The organism is Amycolatopsis sp. NPDC003676 (assembly GCF_053587275.1).
The window spans coordinates 26417-45838 of sequence record NZ_JBSFNS010000009.1; the positions used below are offsets into that span (position 1 = coordinate 26417).

Here is a 19422-nt window from a genome sequence, read left to right on the forward strand (position 1 = left end):
GCGGGAGTGTCCACAGTGGGCAGACCCCGTCGGAGCCAGGGACCAAAAGAACGGGCGGCCGGTGGATTACCGGCCGCCCGTTCTTCGGTTGGATCAGACGAAGCGACGCCGCCCAGACAGTGCGCCGAAGATCATCTGCGTCACCATCACCACGAGCAGCACGATCAACGACACCGTCCAGCTACCCGTCGCATCGTGCAGCAAGCCGAACACGAACGGGCCGACCGCCGCCAGCAGGTATCCGAAGCCCTGCGCCATTCCCGACAGCCGCGCGGTCTCGGCACCGCTGCGGGCTCGCAGGGCGATCACCGTCAGCGCCAACGAGAACACGCTCATCCCGATGCCGAGCAGGATGCTCCACAGCAGCGGCGAGAACCCCGGTGCGATCACCAGACCGAGCATCCCGGCCGCGCCGAAGACGCCCATTCCGACGATCCACGGGCTCTGGCTCTTCTGCCGCGCCGCGATCGGCGGGATCACCAGGCTGATCGGCACCGCGATCACCGAGATCAGGCCGAGCAGCAGACCGGCGTCGGCCTTGCTGACGCCCGCGTCGATGAAGACCTGCGGCAGCCAGCCCATCACGACGTAGGCGATGAACGACTGCAGGCCGAAGAAGATCGTGACGATCCACGCGAGCGGGCTGCGCATCAGCGACCGGGCGGGAGCGGTGCCGGCGGCCGGACGCGGCGGACGACCGGCGCCGCGCGAAGCGATCAGCCAAGCCACCAAAGCGATCGCCGACAGCACGCCCCACGCGCCGAGCGCGGCACGCCAGCCGCCGAGAGCCGATTCCAGCGGCGGGCTCAGCGCGGAACCCGCCGCGCCGCCGCCCTGCAGGGCCGCGGTGTAGACGCCGGTCATGAGCCCGACGCGAGCCGGGAACGAATCCTTGATGACCACTGGGATCAGCACGTTGACCAGCGCGATTCCGGCGGTGGCGATGAGCGTGCCGCCGAGCACGACGTACGGTCCGTCGAGCACCCGCACCACCAGGCCCGCGGTCAACACCGCCAGCGCGAGGCCGATCGCCGGGCCGATGCCCAGGCGGCGCGACAGCACGGGCGCAGCCAGGCCGGCCCCGGCGAAGCACAGGCCGGGCAGGGTCGTGAGGATGCTCGCCCACACCGCGGACGCGCCGAGGCTTCCGCGCATTTCCGCGAGCAGCGGGCCGACGCTCGTGATCGCCGGCCGCAGGTTCATCGCCGTCAGCACCACCGCGACCGCCAGCAGCACGCCGCCGGCCACCACGCCCGGCCGACGGCCCGCGGGCACCTCTTCCTCGAGGCTGCCTTCCAGCTCGAGCTCGAGCCGGTCGGAATAGGTGGCGGTGGACACGGCTGCTGAGTCTCGGGAATCGGCGGACATGTGCGCTACTATCGCATACGTAGGATGATTGGATGAAGGGATCAGGCTGTGCCGTTGGCCACCACCCGCCGCGCCGGACTCGTCGACCAGGTCATCGAGCAGCTGCGCGAGGCGGTCACCGCAGGAGAATGGCCGATCGGGCACCGGATCCCGACCGAGCCGGAGCTGTCCGCGCAGCTGGGCGTCGGGCGCAACACGGTCCGTGAGGCCGTGCGCGCGCTGGCGCACACCGGGATCCTGGAGGTCCGCCAGGGCGACGGCACGTACGTGCGCGCGACGAGCGAGGTGTCCGGCGCGATCCGCCGGCTGTGCGGCACGGAATTGCGCGAGGTGCTGCACGTGCGCCGGTTGCTGGAGGTCGAGGGCGCTCGGCTGGCCGCGACCGCGCGTACCGACGAAGACGTGGCCGAGCTGCGCGTCCTGCTCAACCGCCGCGACACCGACTGGGACGAAGGCCGCCTCGACGATTTCGCCCGCAGCGACGCGGAATTCCACCAGGTCGTCGTCCGGTGCGGGCACAACGGGCTGCTGCTGGAGCTGTACCGCGGCCTGATGGAGGCGATCACGGCGAGCGTGGCGTCCACTTCGGACAATCCGGAACACGCGGAGATGATCCGGCACCGGGAACTGGTGGACGCGATCGAGGCCCGCGACGCGGATCGGTCGGCTGCCGAAGCTGCGGGATTCTTGGACGTGCTGATCGCGCGGGCGGAGGACTTGTGATCAGTCGTTCCGCGGTGGGCTGAGGAGCGGGGTGAATGAGGTGAGCGCGTCGATCAAGAGCTTCGCACCGCGCTGCATTCGCTCGTCAGCGTCCCTTTTCAGTGCCTTCCACTCACCACCGCGGCGTCGTCCACCGCGGTAGTGATCCGGTCAGCGTGGTTCGGGTCGGCGTCGGCAAAGCGGCGGCGACCACGGCAAGCCAGGCCGGGTTGTGACGGCGGAGCAATGCCTCCGCCGTCATGCGTTCGACGACCGAATTCTGCCTCGGCCAGCACGCGCCGCCTATCGAATTTCCCCGCCGGAGAAGCCTTACGGAAGCGTCAGGATCTCCGCGCCGTCAGCCGTCACCACGAGGGTGTGCTCGAACTGGGCCGTCCACTTCTTGTCCTTCGTGGTGACCGTCCAGTCGTCGCTCCACACGTCGTACTCGATGGTGCCCAGCGTGATCATCGGCTCGATCGTGAAGGTCATGCCCTCCTCGATCAGCGTCTGCACCGAGGGCTCCTCGTAGTGCAGCACCGTCGGGGCGGTGTGGAACGCCGGGCCGACGCCGTGGCCGGTGAAGTCGCGAACCACGCCGTAGCCGAAGCGCTTCGCGTACGCCTCGATCACGCGGCCGATCACGTTGAGCTGACGGCCGGGGCGGACCGCCTTGATCGCGCGGGCGGTCGCCTCTCGGGTGCGCTCGACCAGGAGCCGCACCTCTTCGGAGACGTCGCCGGCGAGGAACGTCGCGTTGGTGTCACCGTGCACGCCGCCGATGAAGGCCGTCACGTCGATGTTGCAGATGTCGCCGTCCTCGATCACGGTCGAGTCCGGGATGCCGTGGCAGATCACCTCGTTCAGCGAGGTGCAGCACGACTTCGGGAAGCCGCGGTAGCCGAGCGTCGACGGGTACGCGCGGTGGTCCAGCAGGAACTCGTGCACCACCTTGTCGACGTCGTCGGTGGTCGCGCCCGGCTTGACCGCCTTGCCGCCCTCTTCGAGCGCCTGTGCGGCGATCTTCGACGCGACCCGCATCGCCTCGATGACCTCGGGCGTGCGCACTCCGTTGCCGGTGTCCCGTTTCGGCGCCGGCCGGTCCACGTACTCGGGGCGGGCGATGTCGGCGGGGACGGCACGGCGCGGCGTCTGGACGCCGGGCTTCAACGGGGCGCGAACGGACATGTCCCCAGCCTACGACCTCACCCGATCGCGGCGCAGCCAGCTCAGAACAGCACGGTCGCGTACTGCCCGACCTGCTGGAACCCGATCCGCCGGTACGCCGCCAGCGCGGGCGCGTTGAACCCGTTCACGTAGAGGCTCGCGGTCCGGCCGAGGCCGTGGACCAGACGATTCACCACCGCGGCAGTGCCTGCGGTGCCCAGGCCGCCGCCGCGCCGGTCCGGGTGCACCCACACGCCCTGGATCTGGCCGACCCGCGCGGACATCGCGCCGATCTCGGCCTTGAACACGACCTCGCCGTCCTCGAACCGGGCGAACGCGCGGCCGGTGGAGATCAGCTCGCTCACCCGGGCGCGGTAACTGGCGCCGCCGTCGCCCGCGCGCGGGTCGACGCCGACCTCCTCGATGAACATCGCCACCGCCGCGGGCAGGTAGCGGTCGAGTTCGTGCGGGCGGACGGTGCGGACCTGCGGATCGGCGGGCACCAGCGGGTCGCCTTCGAGCGCCATCAGCGGCTGGTCGCCGCGCACCTCGCGGGCCGGTCCCCATTCCGAAGACAGCTCGTCCCACAGCCCGAGCACCTGCGGCGCGGGCCCGACGAGCGAGGAGCAGGTGCGCTGGCGGCGCAGGGCCCGGTCGGCGAACGACCGCAGCGCCGAAGCGTTGCCGCGCAACGGGATCAGATTCGGTCCGGCGAAGCACAAACCGGTGAGCCGTCCGGCGCGCACCGGACGGGCGTCGGACGCCCACAGCTCGCCACCAAGACGCCACGGGTCGAGACCGGCCGCCTCGACCCGGGCGCTGACCATGCAGCTGCCCACCGGGTCGGCGGCGAGTGCAGCGCGCACCGCCGGATAGTCCCGATCATCGAGCAGCCGTGCACCTGCAAGCCGCAACACGGGGTCCAGAGTGCCAGATGAACCGGGTGAACGGAACGCGAGCCAGGCGACACGCTGAGATGAATGAACCTCGCACCCGAACGGCGGCGCCCCGGCGGGCTCGGCCACCGACAGTGCTCGAACCCGCCGCACAGCGCTCCGGAGGCACCCCGCCCGGGCGCCTCCGGAGCTGTCCCCCTGGCGGACGTGAGGGTTCCCCTCACGGCCGCCGGGCTCAGTGATGACGCGGAACCAGGTGCAGCAGCCGCGAAGCGTGCGGCGCGAGCGTCGCGGTGAAACTGTCCCGGCTGACCCCGAGGTTCCGATGCGTCCACAGATCCCGTACCGCTGCCGGGCCGCTCAGCCCCAGGTCCTGCCAAGACGCGGTCACCGGGGCTTCCGTCGAGCCCAGATTGAACAGCGCGACCGTCACCCCGCCGCGACCGTCGGGGCTGAACCAGACCTGCTGCTGCGTTGCCTGCGAAACCGGATGCGCCGGTCGGCCTGCCTGGTCGACGGCCAGGACCTCGCGGTTGGTGAGCAGCTTCAGGTCGTCCGGGTCGAGTTTGGTCAGGTCGGTGCCGAGCAGCAGCGGCGAGGATTCGATCGCCCAGAGCGTCATCACGCTTTGCCGCTCGTCGGGAGTGATGCCGTTCGCTTCGCCGTTGCCGATCTCGATGGAGTCCAGGTCGTTCCAGTGACCGGGACCCGCGAAGCCAGTCCACTGGGGAGCGTCGGCGAAACGCAGCTTGACCCGCACGTCCCAGTTCGTGAGGCCCACGCAGTGCGAGTAGCACTCGATGTCGCCTTCGATCCGCCAGCCGTTGCTGTAGCGCTGCCAGGTCGCGGCCTCGGCGATGCTGAGCGAGTTCGACAGTTCCAAGTGGATCGGACGACCGGTGGCCTGGATCGCTGAATGCCACTGCCGGATGTCCTCGCGGTTGTCCGCGGGGATCTTTCCGCCGCCGGGGCCGACGAAGTCCATTTTGATGTAGTCGACGCCCCACGACGCCAGCTGCCGCGCCTGCGAGCGGACGTACGCGGCCGCGCCGGGCTTGCTGAAATCGAGCTTCGCGGATTTGTCGTCCGCGGTGTTGCCCGCGCCGGGCATGACGATGTCGTGCACCCGGTACGGCGTGCCCTCGATCGGCGAATCGGCCGCGACCGCTTGCGCGGGGACGCCGGGCACCAGGTAGATGCCGAATTTCAGGCCGCGCTGGTGCAGGTACCGGGCCAGCGAGGCAATGCCGTTCGGGAACTTCTTCGGGTCCGGCGCGACGCGGCCGAATTCGTCGACGTGGTCGTTCCAGCCCGCGTCGATGTTGAGGTACCGGTAGCCGTAGGCGGCGAGCCGGTCGTGCATGACGTCGGCCTGCGCCTTGATCGTCTCCTCGGTGAACTTCCGGCGCAGCGCGCTCCAGCTGCTCCAGCCCATCGGCGGCGTTCTCGCCACCGGCGTCCAGGACTCGATCGACTGACTGTCCGCGGCGGCTGTTCCCGCCAGCGCTCCGGCCAGCACCGCGACCGCCGCGGCCAGCACACCGATCCGACTTCGCTTCATCGCGACCACCTCTCCCGGGGATCGCTTCGTTGTACGCGCGCCGAACCTCGGGCAGCAATGATTCATCGGATCACTGACCGCTAGCCGGGACGGAACCCGCCGACCGGATCAACCCTGTTCACCACCGTGAATGCTCGGAATATCCGCCCGAATCCCCTCGACACGATCGCGAATAGATCCTATCTTTCTTGCGGCGCGCCCCAGCGTCGTTCACTGGCGAACACGGAGGTCCCGGATGAAGCTCAGACCAGCGCGCGCCAGCGGGAGGCGCGCCCTCGGGCTCGCCGCCGCGGTGCTGACCGCGACCGCACTGCTCCCCGCGGGTGCGGCCGCCGCGTGGCCGGGCAGCCAGGACGTGTACGTCTCGCCGTGGGGCAACGATTCCGGGTCCGGCGCCGCCTGGTCGCCGGTGCGCACGCTCCCCCGCGCGCAGCAGCTGGTCCGGCAACGCGCCGCGCAGCTGCACTCCGATCTGACCGTGCACGTCGCCTCCGGCACTTACCGGCTCGACAAGCCGCTCGAACTCGACGCGGCCGATTCCGGCACGAACGGCCACCGGGTGGTCTGGCAGGGTTCGCCGGGCACCGTGGTCAGCGGCGGCAAGCAGGTCAGCGGCTGGCGTCCGGTCGCCGGACGGCCGGGGCTTTACTCCGCGCCCGCGCCCGCCGGCCTGGACAACACTCGCCAGCTGTACGTCGACGGGGTCCGCGCGCAGCGGGCTTCCGGGCGGCTTCCGGTCACCGTGAAGGCGACCGACACCGGGTACACCGCGTCCGCGGACACCATGGCGCACTGGCGAAACCCGAGCGACCTCGAACTGGTGTACACCAGCGGCGAGGAGCTGTGGAACGTCGAGCGCAACGGCCTCGGCCAGTGGACCGAGCCGCGCTGCCCGGTCGCCTCGGCAACCGGCACCACGATCACCATGGCGCAGCCGTGCTGGGACAACTCGACCAAGCGCGTGATGTTCGCCGACATCCCCGGTCGCTCGGTCAACATGGTCGGCCCGGGCGATCTCACCAACGGACGGCAACCGTCCTATGTGGAGAATGCGTTCGAGCTGCTGGACACTCCCGGCGAGTGGTACCTCGACCGCGCCGCGCACACCGTGTACTACCTGCCGCGCAAGGGCGAAAACCTGCACTGGGCGGACGTCGAGATGCCCGCGCTGGAGAAGCTCGTGGACGGCCGCGGCACTGCTGAGAAGCCGATCCACGACATCTCCTTCCGCGGCATCCAGTTCTCCTACGCGACGTGGCTCGAACCGTCGTCGCCGGAAGGCTTCTCCGAAATCCAGGCCGGCTACCGGATCACCGGCGAACGCGGCTGGGCAACGCAGGGCCTGTGCCAGTTCACGCCCGGCGGTTCCTGCCCGTACGCGGATTGGACGAAGGAACCCGGCAACGTCTCGCTGTCGCACGGGCACCGGATCGAGTTCCAGGACACCGTGTTCGCACACCTCGGCGCGGCCGGACTCGACCTCGGCGAAGGCGCGCAGGACAGCAGCGTGTCCGACAGCGTGTTCACCGACATCTCCGGCAACGGCGTCGAAATCGGTGGCGTCAGCAAGCCCACCGCGGCGGGTGCGGACCTGACCACGCGGGTCAAGGTGACCAACAACCACCTGTACGGCATGCCGCGCGAATTCACCGGCGGAGTCCCGATCGTCAACGGGTATTCGCAGGACAATGTCGTGTCGCACAACCAGATCGACCACGTAGCGTACTCCGGCATCTCGATGGGCTGGGGCGGCTGGCCGGACAAGATCAAGCAGGCCGCGACGCCGAACGTCTCGCGCAACAACGTGGTGTCCAACAACCTGATCCACGACTACATGCTTTCGCTGGACGACGGCGGCGGCATCTACACGCAGGGCATCACCGGACCGTCGCAGGCCGAGGGCGAAAAGGTGACCGGGAACGTCATCTACGACCAGTGGGGTCTCGGGAAGTCCGTCTACACCGACAACGGCTGCACCTACGAAACCGTTTCCGGCAACGTGCTTTACCACGCGGCGTACGCAAACGTCGCCTCCACGCACGTGGACTACCGCGACTCGCTGGGCAACAACGACCCGACGGTCATCTCCGAGAACTACTGGGAGCAGGGCGATCCGGACGGCAACAAGAAGGGTGTCATCACGTCGGGCAACCACCTGCTGAGCAACCCGGCCGCCGCACCTAAGTCCATTGTGGACAACGCGGGCATCGAACCGGGCCACCGCTCGGTGCTGAACCGCAGGATCGACGGCGCGTCCGCTCCGCAGGCTCCGACGCGGATCGGCACGTTCTCGGTGTCCGGCCAGCTGTACGCGACCTGGAACCCGACGGTCGCGGAGAACGGTGCGCCGGTGCAGGACTACGTGCTGACTGCTTCGGACGGCAAGCACAGTGTCACGAGTTCGGTGTCTGCCAAGGACTTCGCGCGCACCGGATACACAGTGATCCCGAAGCTGACGGATGGTCAGACGTACACAGTCACGGTCGCCGCACGGAACCGGTTCGGCACTGGCCTGCCGTCGCTGCCGTCGGCACCGGTCACCGTCGGGCCGCCTGGCACCCAGCTCGCGGCCGTCCCGACAGGGGCCAAGGCGCTGCCGAGCACTGACGCGGCGAGCATCCGCTGGACGCCGCCGAAGGAATCCGGGTCGACCCCGGTGATCGGCTACCGGATCACCGTGTCCGACGGCCGCACCATCGAGGTCGTCGGCCGCGACACGATCGTCAGCCAGCCCACGCAGAAGGGCCTGACCCGCGTCGTGGACGGGCTGAAGTCCGGGACCGCGTACACCTTCACGATCGCGGCCGTCACCGGAAACGGCGTCGGCCCCGCGGTGACGGCGCAGACCACTACCGCGTAACCCGGTGATCGGCGCGTACCGGACCTCCCTGCCGGTACGCGCCGATCACCGTTCACCCCAGCCGGAAAGCCCTTCGATACGCCCCCGGCGTTGTTCCGACCTGCGCCCGGAACCGGCGCCTCAAGTTCACCGCCGACACCAGGCCGACCCGCGCCGCGATCGCGTCCACCGGCAAGTCTGTCTCCTCCAGCAGTCGCCGTGCCTCCGCCACCCGCCGCGACAGCAGCCACGCGCCCGGGCTCGTGCCGAGCTGATCCGCGAACCTCCTGGCCAGTGTCCGCGGGGAAATCCTCAAGCGGGCAGCCAAATCCTCCACCGACAACGGCGTGCCCAACCGCTCCCCCGCCCAGTCGAGCAGCCCGTCCAGCGACGCGTCCGCGGACACCTGCCGCGGCACGTACTGCACCTGCCCGCCCTCGCGATGCGTCGGCATCACCATGTGCCGCGAGATCAGCGCCGCGTGCGCCGCCCCGTGGTCGCGCCGGACCAGGTGGAGGCACAGGTCGATGCCTGCTCCCGCGCCCGCGCTCGTGGCGACATCGCCGTGGTCCACGTACAGCACGTCCGGTTCCACTTGCAGTTTCGGAAAATCCCGCTGCAGCTGGTCGAGCCGCGCCCAGTGCGTCGTGGCCGTTCTTCCGTCCAGCAGCCCGGTCTGGGCCAGCGCGAAGGAACCCGAGCAGATCGTGACGAGCCGCGCGCCTCGTTCGCGCGCGCGCAGCAACGCTCGCCGCACCTTCGGCGAGAGCGGTGTTTCGACGGGCGTCCAGCCGGGGATCAGCACCGTGTCGGCCCGGGAAAGCGCCGAAAGCCCGCTGGACACGTGAATCTCGTAGCCGGCCGTGGTCGGCACCGGCCCGGGATTCTCGGTGCACACCTCGAATTCGTAGTGCTGCGGCACCCCGCCCCGGGTCGTGCCGAACACTTCGACGCCGCAGCCGAGTTCGAACGTCGACTGCACCGGCTGAACGAGAGCCACCACGCGATGCATGGCAAGAAAGTACCCTATGACGTCTTTCCTGACACTGTCCCGCGTGCGCCGGGAAAGCCAAGCTGGGACCCATGCACCCCGAAATCCTTGCCCAGCCGGGCTACACCTCGGTCCCGGTCGACGAAGCGCCGGTGAAGGAGCTGTTCCCCGGCATCCGCCTCCGCCCGCTGTGGAAGGGCGAAAACGGCGCGCACGCCAACGTCGTCGAGTTCGACCCCGGCAGCACATGGCCCGAACGCGACGTGCACGAACCCGGTTCCGAAGAGGTCTTCGTCGTGTCCGGCGTCTTCAACGACGGCGCCCGCGACTACCCGGCTGGCACGTTCATCCACGCCCCGGCCGGCTCGTGGCACGTCCCCGCGACGGCGACCGGCTGCACCCTGTTCGTCTTCTACCCCGAGGGCTAAGCGCCCCGGTAACTCCCGACCGTCCAAGCGTTCCCCTCGGGATCGCGGACGGTGAACGTGTGCGAGCCGTAGTCGGTGTCGTGCAGCTCCAGGCTGATTTCGGCACCGGCTTCGCGCACGCGGGCGTAGATCTCGTCCACCCGATCCGACACCACGTACACGGCGCTGGTGCCAGGTTTCATCTCGTCGTGCACCCCGTCGGCGGGACCGCCGTAGCTGCCCAGCATCACGGCACCGCCTTCGGGCCACCGGAGTTCGGCATGCGCGACGCCGTTCTCGCCGGGCACCACGAGGGCCTCCTCGAAGCCCAGGACGTCGGTGAGGAAACGGATCGCGCCCCGGGCGTCGTTGTAGCGGAAGGCTGGCCAGACTGTCGGTTGTGGTGTCATGCCCTGGATTCTGCGGCGGCGGGTTTGGTCTCGTCTTGGAGAAACGGGAGCTCCTCCGCCATCCACGTCCGCGGCGAGCACCCCGCCAGCGAGCGCCACTCGTTCGAGAAGTGCGCCTGGTCGTAATACCCTGCGGCATAAGCGATCCCGGCCAGATCACGATGCCCGCTGCGCAACAACCGGACCGCGCGCTCGAAGCGCAGCACGCGCGCCGCCTGCTTAGGGGCCAGCCCCAGCTCCGCGCGAAACCGCTCCCCCAGATGCCGACGGCTCCAGCCGACCTCCTCCGCCAAATCGCCGACCCGCAGCAAGCCGCCGCTGCGGCGCAGTTCGTGCCACGCGCGGTTCAGTTCCGGTGGCTGCTCGGCAGGCTCGACCGCCCGCGCGGCCAGCACCTCGTCGAGAATCGCGAACCGGGTGCGCCAATCCTTCGCCGACGCCAGCCGGTCCGGCAGGCAGGCGAGGTCGCCGCCGAAGTCGGCCAGGTCGGTTACCCGGCCGGTCAGTTCCGCGGCCGTGACGCCCAGCAGCGTCCGCGCTCCCAGCGGGTCCAGCTCCAGTTGCACGCCTCGTTGCACCCGGTCCTGCGTGATCAGCGCGGGTTCGGTGTGCAGGCCGCCGACGACGCTCTGCAGCGTTCCGGCTCCGTCCAGCCCGGCGTACCGGATCGGCTCTTCGAGGCTGATCACAAGCGTGATGTGCCGCGAAGGCAGCCCGCGGTGCACTTCGAGGGTGACGTTCTCCTGTGCGTACCCGACGTAGCGCGTGACCAGCCCCCGCAGCACCGGATGCGGCGGACGGGCGGCCCAGCTCTCACTCACGTGATCAGGCTAGCGCCGGACGCGGGCGAATTCGTGCTACCACGGGAGAGCGGTCCCCACGATGAGGAGAAGCCCGATGACGATCCAGGAACAGGCGCAGCAGCTCGAACTGCTCGCCGACCAGGTGCCGACCGGCATCGCCCTCGCCACGAAGGACGAGCTGGAGGGCCTGCAGGCCCAGGTGCTCGGCCTGCTCGGCGAAACCGGCTCCGCGACGGCGATCCAGGGGTCGGTGCAGATCGCGATCCGGCAGATCGACGAGGTCGCGGCTTCGCTGGAGAACGTGCGGCTGCAGATCCGCGAAGCCGCCCAACATCACCTGCGCGGCTGACGTGGCCGGGCTGCTGGCCGCGCACGCCGGCGAGTTCGCGGGGATCGCGCTGGCCAACGTCGTGCGCGAGTATCCGCATTACGAGAGCCACTGGCGCATCGACGACTCTCCCGTCCCGCCGATCCGCGAGCTGCACCCGTGCTTCTACGGCAGCTTCGACTGGCATTCGTGCGTGGAAATGTTCTGGGTGCTGGCACATCTGCTGCGCCACTACCCTGCCCTCGTCCCGGCCGACGAGATCCGCGCTGTGCTCAATGCGCACCTGACCGAGCCCGCGCTGGCCGCCGAAGCCGCCTGCTTCGCGCCGGAGCAGCACCGGACGGCTCAACGCCCGTATGGCTGGTCGATCCTGCTGGCTCTGACCAGGGAAACCGCGACCTGGGACGACCCTGACGCCGCGCGCTGGTCCGCTGCCCTCCAGCCGTTAAGCAGGCTTTTCGTGACCCGCTTCCTCGACTGGCTGCCGAAGGTCACTTATCCCATTCGCTATGGCCTGCACGAGAACGGCGCTTTCGGGCTCTCTCGCGCGCTGCCGTACGCCGACCACCTGGCGTCCCAGGGCGAACCGCAGTTGCGGGAGGTGATCACCGAAACGGCCTGGCGCTGGTTCGGCTCGGACCGTGGTTACCCAGGTGCCTGGGAGCCGTCCGGGGCCGACTTCCTGACCCCCGCGCTGGCTGAGGCTGAGTTGATGAGCCGCCTCATGTCGGCTGCCGATTTCGGGGCCTGGCTGGAGGATTTCCTGCCCGGAATCTCCGACCGGAACCCGGCAGCGTTGTTCACTCCGGCGGTGGTGACCGACGCTTCCGACGGGTTGATCGCCCATCTGCACGGGCTCAACCTGCACCGCGCCTGGTGCTGGCGGCGGATCGCGGCGGCGTTGCCGGATGGGGACAGCCGGGTCGCCGCGGTCGAGGCGGCTTCGCGGGAGCATGCGGAGGCCTCGCTGCCGCAGGTGACCGAGGGACCGTATGCGGTGGAGCATTTCTTGGCCTACTACGCGCTTCTTCTGCTGAGCGAGGCCGAATAGTGTCAGACCCCTGGCTGCTCATCGAAGTACTCGACGGAGAAACCCCGGCGAGCACTTGGCGCCGCACCTACTTCGACACCTTCCTCAAAGCCGCGATTATCGACCGCGCCGTGCGATGGTCGTGGCGGACGCACGAACGCGGCGTCGTGTTCGAGATCGCCTTCAGGACCGAGACCATCCGCGACGAATTCTGCGATCAGCCCTCGGTAAAAGCAGCGCTCGAAGCCGTGCCGGACCCGCGCCACGGGCTCTCCATCACGCCCGGCGGTGGCGATTAGCTTTCCGGCAACGGCTCCCGGTGCTCCGCCCGCAGCCCGTCCAGCGAAACCAGCAACAACCGGTTCCACATGTGCGGACGGCACTCGTCCGTGAACTGCGCGGCGTACCCCAGGGAAATCAGCAACAGCACCAAATCATCCGTAGTAACCCCAGGACGCAGCAACTCCGCCGCCCGTGCCCGCAGCTCCTCCAGAACCGCACGAAGCTGGGGAATCCCCGTCGGATCCGGGTCCGTCCACGTCAGCGCGAAGCTTTCCATGATCGCGCGGTGCCGGGCGCAGCCGGACAACGCCTGCCGGTAGAAATCCGTCAGCGCCGCCCACGGGTCCTCCGCCTCGATCGCGGCTTGGCGCGCGGCCTCGGCCCACCGGGAGAAATCCTGGTCCAAGACCGTCCGGACCAGGTCTTCCTTCTTCGGGAAGTGCCGGTACAGCGTCCCCATGCCGACCCCGCTGCGTCGCGCGATCTCGCGGACGTCGACCGCGGCTCCCTGCTCCGCCATCACCTCGGCGGCGGCTTCGACGATCGCCTCCCGGTTGCGGATCGCGTCCGCGCGCAAAGCCCGACGGCGGGTGGGGGTGTGCGGTTCAGCCACGGCCATGCGCCGAGCATACTCGCTTAACCGGAGCACTCGCTCCTCCTAGTGTGCTACTTTGCGGAGCAAGTGCTCCGCCTAGCGAAGGAGATGCCGTGCCCACCCTTGACGACTGGAATGTCCGGATCCGCGCCGAATTCCGGGAGAACGCCGGATACGTCGCGTGGAGCAGTCCGGAGGAACTCGCGGCGGGCCGTCCGGTACCGCCGCATATGCCGGGGTTTCCGGAAAAGGGGATGCCGTTGATCCTCGTGCACCACGTCGGCGCGAAAACCGGGAAAGCGCGGATCAGCCCGCTGTTCTACCGGCCGGTCGGCGAGAACTGGGCGGTATTCGGGACGCACGGCGGCAGCCCGCGCGACCCCGCGTGGTACCGCAATCTCATGGCGAATCCGCGAACCGTCGTCGAGGCGGGCACGGGAGAAATCCCGGTTGAAGCACGGCTCGCCGCCGGGGAAGAACGCGCCAGGATCTGGGCGGAACAGATCGCGCTGGTCCCGAAATTCGCCGAGTTCGAGGCCTCTTCCGGGAGGCAGGTCCCGGTCGTCCTGCTGGAACGCCGCTGAAAAAGAAAGGGCTCCTCGACCGAAGCCGAGGAGCCCTTCCGCGGGGAAAAACTCAGCCGACGGTGACGCTCGGCGCGCCCTCGCCGATGCTCTCGCCGGATTCCTCGGCGATCCGCATGGCCTCTTCGATCAGGGTCTCCACGATCGCGTGCTCCGGCACGGTCTTGATGACCTCGCCCTTCACGAAGATCTGGCCCTTGCCGTTGCCGGACGCGACGCCGAGGTCGGCCTCGCGGGCCTCGCCGGGACCGTTCACGACGCAGCCCATCACCGCGACGCGCAGCGGGATCTCCATCCCCTCCAGCCCGGCGGTGACCTGGTCGGCGAGGGTGTAGACGTCCACCTGCGCGCGCCCGCACGACGGGCACGACACGATCTCCAGCTTCCGCGGCCGCAGGTTCAGCGACTGCAGGATCTGCGTGCCGACCTTGACCTCCTCCACCGGCGGCGCGGACAGCGACACCCGGATGGTGTCGCCGATGCCCTGGCGCAGCAGCGCGCCGAACGCGACGGCGGACTTGATCGTGCCCTGGAACGCGGGCCCGGCCTCGGTGACGCCGAGGTGCAGCGGGTAGTCGCACTGCTCGGCGAGGATCTCGTAGGCGCGCACCATCACGACCGGGTCGTTGTGCTTGACCGAGATCTTGATGTCGTGGAAATCGTGCTCGGCGAACAGCGACGCCTCCCACATCGCCGATTCGGCGAGCGCTTCGGGAGTGGCCTTGCCGTACTTCTCGAGCAGCCGCTTGTCGAGCGACCCGGCGTTGACGCCGATCCGGATCGGCGTGCCGTGGTCCTTCGCGGCCTGCGCGATTTCCTTGACCTGGTCGTCGAACTTGCGGATGTTGCCCGGGTTCACCCGCACCGCGGCACAGCCGGCCTCGATCGCGGCGAACACGTACTTGGGCTGGAAGTGGATGTCGGCGATCACCGGGATCTGCGACTTCTTCGCGATCGCGGGCAGCGCCTCGGCGTCGTCGGCCGACGGGCACGCGACGCGCACGATGTCGCAGCCAGCGGCGGTCAGCTCGGCGATCTGCTGCAGGGTGGCGTTGACGTCGGAGGTCAGCGTCGTGGTCATCGACTGCACCGAGATCGGGTGGTCGCTGCCGACGCCCACCGACCCCACCATCAGCTGGCGGGTCTTGCGACGCTCGGCGAGAACGGGCGGGGGCAGAGCGGGCATACCTAACGCGACGGTCACGCTTCCAGCGTACCCACCCCACCCGGGCGCGGTTCAACGAAGTCAGCCGACGCGGTGAGCAGCGTTACCCCCGGTCGGGCGGCCGGGGACGCGTGCGTGACCCGGCCGGTGCGCGCGGTTACTGCAGGCGGATCGGATTGACGATGTCGGCGGTCACCGTGAGCAGCGTGACGCCGCCGCCGATCACCACCAGCACCATCGTGATCGCGGACAGCTTCGTGTAGTCAACCGGGCCGCCCGCGGGTTTGCCGCGCAGGCCGCGCAGCCAGTCGCGGACCCGCTCGTACCAGACGATCGCGATGTGCCCGCCGTCCATCGGCAGCAGCGGCAGCAGGTTGAACACGCCGATGAAGAAGTTCAGGCTGGCCAGCAGCAGCAGGAAGACCTGCCACAGCCCGGCCTCGACCGCCTCGCCGCCGAGCCTGCTCGCGCCGACGACGCTGACCGGGGTGTCCGGGTCGCGCTCGCCGCCGAAGATCGAGTTGAAGACCGCCGGGATGCGCTTCGGGAAGGCCATCAGCCCGTCCCACGTGCGGGCGAACATGTCGCCGGTGAACGACGCCGCGCCGCCGAACGCGCCGGCCACGCTGTAGTGGATGGCCGTGGCCCTGGCGATGCCCACCGCGCCGACCGACTCGGTGCCGCCCTTCGCGGCGGGCCGGATCACCTTCGGGATGTCGACGACGAAGGTGCGCTCGGCCCCGTCGCGCTGCACGACCACCGGGACCGGCCCGGAGAGCGACTTCACCTGGGTGACCATGTCGTCCCAGGTCGGAGTGGGCTTGCCCGCGACCGACAGCACCTGGTCGCCGGGGAGCAGACCGGCCTGCTTGGCGGGAGCCGGGTCGCCCGGCTTGCACACCGGGTTGTTGGCCGCCTCGACCGTGGTGGCGTTCTGCACGCAGTCGGAGATCTGCGCGGCGATCGGCTTCATGTCCACGTTCGGCAGGCCCATGGTCGCGGCCATGATGAACAGCACGATGAAGCCGAGCAGGAAGTGCGTGATGGAACCGGCCGACATCACGACGGTCCGCTTCCAGGCCTTGAACCGCCACATCGCGCGCGGCGCCTCTTCCGGGGTGACCTCGTCGAGCGCGGTCATGCCCGCGATGTCGCAGAAGCCGCCGAGCGGGATCGCCTTGAGGCCGTATTCGGTCTCGCCGCGCCGGAACGAGAACACCGTCGGACCGAAGCCGACGAAGTACCGGCGGACCCGCATCCCGAACATCCGGGCGGTGACCATGTGGCCCGCTTCGTGCAACGCGACCGAAACACAGATCGCGAGCGCGAAGAGCACCACGCCGATCACATAGGCAAGCACGGGCCCTGCACCTCACCCCTCAGCCGCGATCCGCGATGCGGTGGCGGCAGGTTTCGTCGTCTTCCACGGCTTCAGGCGGTGAGACCACCCGAGAGAAAGTTACGGGTTCAAGTATCCGCCGCCAGCGTGAAACCAGTGTTGCATCAACCGGCCCGCCTTCGCGCACCGGTCGCGCTCATCCCAGCAGCTCGGCGGCCCGGGTGCGGGCCCACTGCTCGGCGGCGAGCACGTCCGCGACGTCGCGGGGTTCGCGCCGCCATTCGCCCGCGTCGGACACCACCTGCGAGACGGTGTCCACAATCGACAGGAATCCGGCCTTGCCCGCCAGGAACGCGGCTACTGATTCCTCGTTCGCCGCGTTGAAAACCGCGGGCAGGCAGCCGCCCGCGGCACCCGCTTCGCGAGCCAGCTCGACGGCCGGGAACGCGTCGTTGTCGACCGGCTCGAAGGTCCAGCTCGCCGCGGTGTCCCAGGAGCACGCGGCGGCCGCGCCGGGCACGCGGTGCGGCCAGTTGAGCGCCAGCGCGATCGGCAGCCGCATGTCCGGCGGGCTCGCCTGGGCGATGGTGGAGCCGTCGGCGAAGGTGACCATCGAGTGCACGATCGACTGGGGGTGCACCGTCACGTCGATGCGCGCGGGTTCGATGCCGAACAGCAGCGACGCCTCGATCAGCTCCAGGCCCTTGTTCACCAGCGTCGCCGAGTTGATGGTGATCAGCTTGCCCATCGACCAGGTCGGATGCGCCATCGCCTGCTCGACGGTGACCTCGCCGAGGTCCGCGCGCTGCTTCCCGCGGAACGGACCGCCGGACGCGGTGAGCACGAGCCGCGCGACCTCGTTGTCCTCGCCGGACCGCAGCGCCTGCGCCATCGCCGAATGCTCTGAGTCGACCGGCACCAGCTGTCCCGGCTTCGCAGCGGCGAGCACCAGCGGACCGCCGGCGATGAGGGATTCCTTGTTGGCCAGCGCGAGCGTCGCGCCGGTGGCGAGCGCGCGCAGCGTCGGGTCGAGGCCCTGGGAACCGGGCACCGCGTTGAGCACTACGTCGACCGGCACCGAATCGATCAGCTCGCCGACCGCGTCAGCGCCGGCGAGAATGCGCGGAAGACGGAACTCGCCCTTCGAGTACCCCCTGCGCTGCGCCTCGGCGTACAGCGCGAGCTGCACGTCTTCGACCGCCGTGGGCTTCGTCACGGCGATGGCCGCTACTTCGTGCGCGATCGCTTGCTCGGCGAGCGTCGCCGGGTCGGAACCGCCGGCGGCGAGGCCGGCGATCGTGAACAAATGCGGGTTACGTGCGGCGACGTCGAGCGCCTGGGTCCCGACGGACCCGGTGGAACCCAGCACGAGGACGCTTCGCGAAGTAGTCATCAGCAAGCATTATGGCCCGGGTCGTGTCCGCGCGGCGGCCAGCGGTGTGGGATCATGCGAGAGCACAACATCGGGCGGTTTGAAGGAGTGGTCGTGGCAGGCAAGGCGGTCGAGAAGCGCCCCGAGGTCGACCCGCGCGACGAGCCGTCGGCGGAGTGGGGCTGGCACGGCTCGTTCCCGAAGGCCACCCGCATCGCGGGCTGGCTGTCCGCGGCCATCCTGCTGGTGATGATCAAGGGCAACCACGAGAACAACACCGAGAACGTGTGGCTCGTCGGGCTGGCCGCGTTCATCGTCCTGCTCCTGCTGCTCGACCTGCGCAAGAGCCGCACCGCCTGGCGCAAGTAAGCCCTGGCGCCGGCGGCCCCTGATTCGCTAGTTTCCGGGCCCATGAAGCCACGCTGGGCCGCGCTCGCGGCCGCCGTCATCGCCGGTCTTTCCCTGTGCACCGCGGCCCCGGCCAGCGCTGCCCCGTCGGCGAAGCCGCCGGTGGTGAAATGCACTTTCACGCCGACGCCGGAGAACCCGGCGGCGCGTCCGGTGCTGCGCCCGCTGCCGTTCGCGCTTACCCGCGGCACGATCGACGTCACCTTCCACTACAACTACGGCCCGGTCACCGTCCGCCTCAACAGCGGCGGAGCGGCCCCGTGCGCGGTCGCGAACATGGCGAGCCTGGTGCTGCAGCACTTCTACGACCGCTCCCAGTGCTGGCGGCTGACGAACTCCGCGCGCCTCGGAGTCCTGCAGTGCGGCGACATCTACGAGGTCGAAAAAGGCGGGCCTGGGTACAAGTTCCCGGACGAGGTCAGCGGGGCGGAGACCTACGAGCGCGGCACTGTGGCCATGGGGAACCAGGGGCCGGGGACGAACGGGTCGGAGTTCTTCATCGTGCATTCTTTCGCGCATATTCCGGCGAATTACTCGGTGCTGGGTCGAGTGGTGCGCGGGATGGACGTGCTGGACCGGATCGTGGCGGCTGGGATCATCCCTAGCGAACGCGGGCCGCTCGACGGTCTTCCGGCCAAGCCGGTGAAGATCGAACGAGTCAGCTTCGGCTTCTGAGATCCGGCTCCTCACCAGAACTGGCCGGGATTGTCGACGACATCCCGCGCCAGTTCCCGCACCTCGGCGCGATCGTCGCTCACCAAGGAGGCGATGGCCTCCCTCGACTCAGGCGTGTCGATATGCAGTAACGCGTCCATCGCGTCCAGCGCGAGGTCGGCGCCCCCCTCTCCATTCGGACGCCAAGCAACCGTGCGAGCGAGAACACGCACCGACTCGGGCGAAGCCAGGTCGGACAGAACCGAGACCACATCAGCGGCATGGATCCGAGGTTCACCGCGAGCCATTTCCAGTGCCTCGACCAGAATCGGGACGTAGCTTTCCCGGGGAGCGAGATCGGTCGCGAGCACGTACCAATAGAACTTCTTCCAGTCACCGGCATCGAGACTGGCCCGCAAGCCGCCTTCGACGCAGTCTCCCAGGTTCTCGCATTCGCGTAACCGGGCTCCCTTCTCCCGAGGCGACAAGGAAGCATTCGTCACAACTTGTTCCACGTCCGC

General features: G+C 69.2%; 21 protein-coding genes. 9 read left to right on the top strand and 12 right to left on the bottom strand.

The genetic code is table 11. From position 1 onward, the window contains the following. Positions 1 to 93: 93 nt before the first annotated feature. Positions 94 to 1368 carry a CynX/NimT family MFS transporter gene (locus tag ACWDNU_RS07825; protein WP_449668219.1) on the bottom strand — a complete coding sequence of 425 codons (1275 nt, stop codon included), beginning with the start codon at positions 1366 to 1368 and terminating at the stop codon, positions 94 to 96. A gap of 48 nt (positions 1369 to 1416) precedes the next feature. Here ACWDNU_RS07825 and ACWDNU_RS07830 point away from each other — a divergent pair, with 48 nt between their 5' ends. Continuing rightward, positions 1417 to 2091, top strand: coding sequence for a FadR/GntR family transcriptional regulator (locus tag ACWDNU_RS07830; RefSeq protein ID WP_449668220.1), 675 nt, complete (start codon positions 1417 to 1419; stop codon positions 2089 to 2091). 309 nt (positions 2092 to 2400) lie between these two features. Here the strand turns inward: ACWDNU_RS07830 and map are convergent, their stop codons facing one another. The 3 genes from map to ACWDNU_RS07845 form a co-directional block, all read right to left on the bottom strand. Continuing rightward, a complete protein-coding gene (map, locus tag ACWDNU_RS07835) occupies positions 2401 to 3258 on the bottom strand; it encodes a type I methionyl aminopeptidase (RefSeq protein WP_449668221.1) in 858 nt (285 codons plus the stop codon). A 41-nt stretch (positions 3259 to 3299) separates the two neighbouring features. Beyond that, positions 3300 to 4154 (bottom strand): GNAT family N-acetyltransferase, encoded by an 855-nt coding sequence (locus ACWDNU_RS07840; RefSeq protein ID WP_354737412.1) that lies wholly within the window; start codon positions 4152 to 4154, stop codon positions 3300 to 3302. A gap of 214 nt (positions 4155 to 4368) precedes the next feature. Next, positions 4369 to 5694 carry a glycoside hydrolase family 27 protein gene (locus ACWDNU_RS07845; protein WP_449668222.1) on the bottom strand — a complete coding sequence of 442 codons (1326 nt, stop codon included), beginning with the start codon at positions 5692 to 5694 and terminating at the stop codon, positions 4369 to 4371. A 235-nt stretch (positions 5695 to 5929) separates the two neighbouring features. Between ACWDNU_RS07845 and ACWDNU_RS07850 the strand changes: the two genes are divergently transcribed. After that, a complete protein-coding gene (locus tag ACWDNU_RS07850; protein WP_449668223.1) occupies positions 5930 to 8554 on the top strand; it encodes a fibronectin type III domain-containing protein in 2625 nt (874 codons plus the stop codon). Positions 8555 to 8606: 52 nt separating this feature from the next. Here ACWDNU_RS07850 and ACWDNU_RS07855 read toward each other — a convergent pair whose 3' ends face one another. Further along, complete coding sequence (locus ACWDNU_RS07855; RefSeq protein ID WP_449668224.1) at positions 8607 to 9545, bottom strand: GlxA family transcriptional regulator; 939 nt, start codon at positions 9543 to 9545, stop codon at positions 8607 to 8609. Positions 9546 to 9616: 71 nt separating this feature from the next. Between ACWDNU_RS07855 and ACWDNU_RS07860 the strand changes: the two genes are divergently transcribed. Beyond that, positions 9617 to 9952, top strand: coding sequence for a cupin domain-containing protein (locus tag ACWDNU_RS07860; RefSeq protein WP_370939351.1), 336 nt, complete (start codon positions 9617 to 9619; stop codon positions 9950 to 9952). Here ACWDNU_RS07860 and ACWDNU_RS07865 read toward each other — a convergent pair. Together ACWDNU_RS07865 and ACWDNU_RS07870 are read right to left on the bottom strand one after the other, a co-directional pair. Continuing rightward, the gene (locus ACWDNU_RS07865; protein ID WP_449668225.1) at positions 9949 to 10341 is read right to left on the bottom strand and encodes a VOC family protein; all 393 of its coding nucleotides are present in this window, start codon (positions 10339 to 10341) and stop codon (positions 9949 to 9951) included. The genes ACWDNU_RS07860 and ACWDNU_RS07865 overlap by 4 nt on opposite strands. Beyond that, positions 10338 to 11162, bottom strand: a complete 825-nt coding sequence (locus tag ACWDNU_RS07870) for a helix-turn-helix domain-containing protein (protein ID WP_449668226.1) — start codon at positions 11160 to 11162, stop codon at positions 10338 to 10340. The genes ACWDNU_RS07865 and ACWDNU_RS07870 overlap by 4 nt, the downstream gene beginning before the upstream one ends. Before the next feature lie 76 nt (positions 11163 to 11238). Between ACWDNU_RS07870 and ACWDNU_RS07875 the strand changes: the two genes are divergently transcribed. From ACWDNU_RS07875 to ACWDNU_RS07885, 3 genes are read left to right on the top strand one after another with little or no spacing between them, the layout of a single operon-like run. After that, positions 11239 to 11493 carry a hypothetical protein gene (locus ACWDNU_RS07875; RefSeq protein WP_354737427.1) on the top strand — a complete coding sequence of 85 codons (255 nt, stop codon included), beginning with the start codon at positions 11239 to 11241 and terminating at the stop codon, positions 11491 to 11493. 1 nt (position 11494) lies between these two features. Further along, the gene (locus tag ACWDNU_RS07880) at positions 11495 to 12523 is read left to right on the top strand and encodes a DUF2891 domain-containing protein (protein ID WP_449668227.1); all 1029 of its coding nucleotides are present in this window, start codon (positions 11495 to 11497) and stop codon (positions 12521 to 12523) included. After that, positions 12523 to 12801: a hypothetical protein gene (locus ACWDNU_RS07885; protein WP_449668228.1), complete on the top strand. Its 279-nt coding sequence runs from the start codon at positions 12523 to 12525 to the stop codon at positions 12799 to 12801. The genes ACWDNU_RS07880 and ACWDNU_RS07885 overlap by 1 nt, the downstream gene beginning before the upstream one ends. On the opposite strand, the gene ACWDNU_RS07890 is transcribed toward ACWDNU_RS07885, so the two are convergent. After that, positions 12798 to 13403, bottom strand: a complete 606-nt coding sequence (locus ACWDNU_RS07890; RefSeq protein ID WP_116200072.1) for a TetR/AcrR family transcriptional regulator — start codon at positions 13401 to 13403, stop codon at positions 12798 to 12800. The genes ACWDNU_RS07885 and ACWDNU_RS07890 overlap by 4 nt on opposite strands. An 89-nt stretch (positions 13404 to 13492) precedes the next feature. On the opposite strand from ACWDNU_RS07890, the gene ACWDNU_RS07895 reads away from it, so the two are divergent. Beyond that, positions 13493 to 13963 carry a nitroreductase/quinone reductase family protein gene (locus ACWDNU_RS07895; RefSeq protein ID WP_449668229.1) on the top strand — a complete coding sequence of 157 codons (471 nt, stop codon included), beginning with the start codon at positions 13493 to 13495 and terminating at the stop codon, positions 13961 to 13963. Between the two features lie 52 nt (positions 13964 to 14015). Here the strand turns inward: ACWDNU_RS07895 and ispG are convergent, their stop codons facing one another. The 3 genes from ispG to dxr all read right to left on the bottom strand — a co-directional run bounded on the left by ispG (position 14016) and on the right by dxr (position 17860). Beyond that, positions 14016 to 15167 carry a flavodoxin-dependent (E)-4-hydroxy-3-methylbut-2-enyl-diphosphate synthase gene (gene ispG, locus ACWDNU_RS07900; protein ID WP_337822568.1) on the bottom strand — a complete coding sequence of 384 codons (1152 nt, stop codon included), beginning with the start codon at positions 15165 to 15167 and terminating at the stop codon, positions 14016 to 14018. Between the two features lie 118 nt (positions 15168 to 15285). Further along, positions 15286 to 16488, bottom strand: a complete 1203-nt coding sequence (locus ACWDNU_RS07905; protein WP_449668230.1) for a M50 family metallopeptidase — start codon at positions 16486 to 16488, stop codon at positions 15286 to 15288. A gap of 175 nt (positions 16489 to 16663) precedes the next feature. Further along, positions 16664 to 17860 (bottom strand): 1-deoxy-D-xylulose-5-phosphate reductoisomerase, encoded by a 1197-nt coding sequence (dxr, locus tag ACWDNU_RS07910; protein WP_449668231.1) that lies wholly within the window; start codon positions 17858 to 17860, stop codon positions 16664 to 16666. A 93-nt stretch (positions 17861 to 17953) separates the two neighbouring features. Between dxr and ACWDNU_RS07915 the strand changes: the two genes are divergently transcribed. Together ACWDNU_RS07915 and ACWDNU_RS07920 are read left to right on the top strand one after the other, a co-directional pair. Further along, complete coding sequence (locus ACWDNU_RS07915; RefSeq protein WP_370939364.1) at positions 17954 to 18208, top strand: DUF2631 domain-containing protein; 255 nt, start codon at positions 17954 to 17956, stop codon at positions 18206 to 18208. Between the two features lie 42 nt (positions 18209 to 18250). Further along, on the top strand, positions 18251 to 18922 hold the full coding sequence (locus ACWDNU_RS07920; RefSeq protein WP_449668232.1) for a peptidylprolyl isomerase: 672 nt from the start codon (positions 18251 to 18253) through the stop codon (positions 18920 to 18922). A gap of 11 nt (positions 18923 to 18933) precedes the next feature. Here the strand turns inward: ACWDNU_RS07920 and ACWDNU_RS07925 are convergent, their stop codons facing one another. Then, a complete protein-coding gene (locus ACWDNU_RS07925) occupies positions 18934 to 19416 on the bottom strand; it encodes a hypothetical protein (RefSeq protein WP_370939366.1) in 483 nt (160 codons plus the stop codon). Positions 19417 to 19422: the final 6 nt, after the last annotated feature.

Excerpts from the sequence above, each read along its gene's own strand:
- ACWDNU_RS07825 (WP_449668219.1), bottom strand. The coding sequence starts at position 1,368 with ATGTCCGCCGATTCCCGAGACTCAGCAGCCGTGTCCACCGCCACCTAT.
- map (WP_449668221.1), bottom strand. The coding sequence starts at position 3,258 with ATGTCCGTTCGCGCCCCGTTGAAGCCCGGCGTCCAGACGCCGCGCCGT.
- ACWDNU_RS07845 (WP_449668222.1), bottom strand. The coding sequence starts at position 5,694 with ATGAAGCGAAGTCGGATCGGTGTGCTGGCCGCGGCGGTCGCGGTGCTG.
- ACWDNU_RS07850 (WP_449668223.1), top strand. The coding sequence starts at position 5,930 with ATGAAGCTCAGACCAGCGCGCGCCAGCGGGAGGCGCGCCCTCGGGCTC.
- ACWDNU_RS07855 (WP_449668224.1), bottom strand. The coding sequence starts at position 9,545 with ATGCATCGCGTGGTGGCTCTCGTTCAGCCGGTGCAGTCGACGTTCGAA.
- ACWDNU_RS07860 (WP_370939351.1), top strand. The coding sequence starts at position 9,617 with ATGCACCCCGAAATCCTTGCCCAGCCGGGCTACACCTCGGTCCCGGTC.
- ACWDNU_RS07865 (WP_449668225.1), bottom strand. The coding sequence starts at position 10,341 with ATGACACCACAACCGACAGTCTGGCCAGCCTTCCGCTACAACGACGCC.
- ACWDNU_RS07875 (WP_354737427.1), top strand. The coding sequence starts at position 11,239 with ATGACGATCCAGGAACAGGCGCAGCAGCTCGAACTGCTCGCCGACCAG.
- ACWDNU_RS07890 (WP_116200072.1), bottom strand. The coding sequence starts at position 13,403 with ATGGCCGTGGCTGAACCGCACACCCCCACCCGCCGTCGGGCTTTGCGC.
- dxr (WP_449668231.1), bottom strand. The coding sequence starts at position 17,860 with ATGACTACTTCGCGAAGCGTCCTCGTGCTGGGTTCCACCGGGTCCGTC.
- ACWDNU_RS07920 (WP_449668232.1), top strand. The coding sequence starts at position 18,251 with ATGAAGCCACGCTGGGCCGCGCTCGCGGCCGCCGTCATCGCCGGTCTT.